Origin of the sequence: Psychrobacter sp. AOP3-A1-26, assembly GCF_052378235.1 — a bacterium.
In the GTDB taxonomy this organism is placed as follows: domain Bacteria; phylum Pseudomonadota; class Gammaproteobacteria; order Pseudomonadales; family Moraxellaceae; genus Psychrobacter.
Genome location: NZ_JBQSXN010000183.1, coordinates 1 through 989, shown reverse-complemented (window position 1 = coordinate 989; position 989 = coordinate 1). Strand labels below are relative to the sequence as shown.

Sequence of the window (989 nt, the reverse complement as noted above, 5' to 3'; positions counted from 1 at the left end):
TTAGTTTATTTTCTCTTCAGCCCATTGTTTTAATACCACCGCTTGATTATGCTCTTCGTCTTTTGCGCTATAAATAAAAGTTACATTGTGCTTTTCAAGCTGGTATTTTACTTTGTCTAGAAACTCATCTTTAAGCTCGTTGTCTTCTAATTCTTTTTTATAGGATTTTTTAAAGTCACTGAACTTGTCTGCGTCATGATCAAAGGACTTCCTCAGTTTATCTGAAGGTGCAATATCTTTTGGCCACCAGCTATAACTTAGGTCTTCTTTTTTTATACCTCTTGGCCATAACCGGTCTACTAATATACAGTATCCGTCATCATTTCCCTTCTCTGTATACGCTCTTCGGATTTTAATTTTTGACATGACTATATAATCCTTGTAGTGATAAACATTAATAGAATATTTGAATGGTTGGCTCGCTAACCTGCCTTATCCATAGATAGTATAAATAATGATACAGGGAAAATCTGATTAAAACGATGAATTGGGCTGCTTTAAGAATGCTATTTCTTCTGCACTAGACACTCGCCTCAGTACCTTATTACGATGTGGATAACGGCCAAAGCGATCGATAATTATTTTATGCTTCATCTCTGAGTTAAAGATTTCTGCATTGGTAAATTGCTCAAATAACCGTTCAGCTTGCTGATGAATAAGCTTCGATTCACTATGCATATAAGGCATCAACAGAAACTTGCGCGCCTCTAAACTGACAAGCTCTTCTAACGCGCCGCTAGCCACAGCCTCCTGCGCCAGCGCTAATGCCATTGCATCTTGAGAAAAAGCGGCTGGAGTATCACGATAAATATTACGTGAAAACTGATCCAATACAATAATTTCTGCTAAGCGCCCCTGCGTACTACTACGCCATGCATAAAATTCGGCAGCGGCGGCTTGCTCGAGTACAGTGGTAAATTGCTCAGTTAATAATCGATCAAAACTTAAATCTTTTTCAAAAAATTTCTGGCTGCCCGCCTCATTAAAAC

General features: G+C 38.3%; 2 protein-coding genes. Both read right to left on the bottom strand.

Features of this window, described 5'->3' with window-relative positions; genetic code table 11:
• Complete coding sequence (locus ACT3TU_RS14200) at positions 1–366, bottom strand: DUF488 domain-containing protein (protein ID WP_444784532.1); 366 nt, start codon at positions 364–366, stop codon at positions 1–3.
• A 108-nt stretch (positions 367–474) separates the two neighbouring features.
• Positions 475–989 (bottom strand): DUF924 family protein (locus tag ACT3TU_RS14195; RefSeq protein WP_444784531.1); only part of this gene is annotated, 515 nt, incomplete at its 5' end.

What these genes read in the sequence shown, in the direction of transcription:
- ACT3TU_RS14200 (WP_444784532.1), bottom strand. Translation starts at nt 366, where the DNA reads ATGTCAAAAATTAAAATCCGAAGAGCGTATACAGAGAAGGGAAATGAT.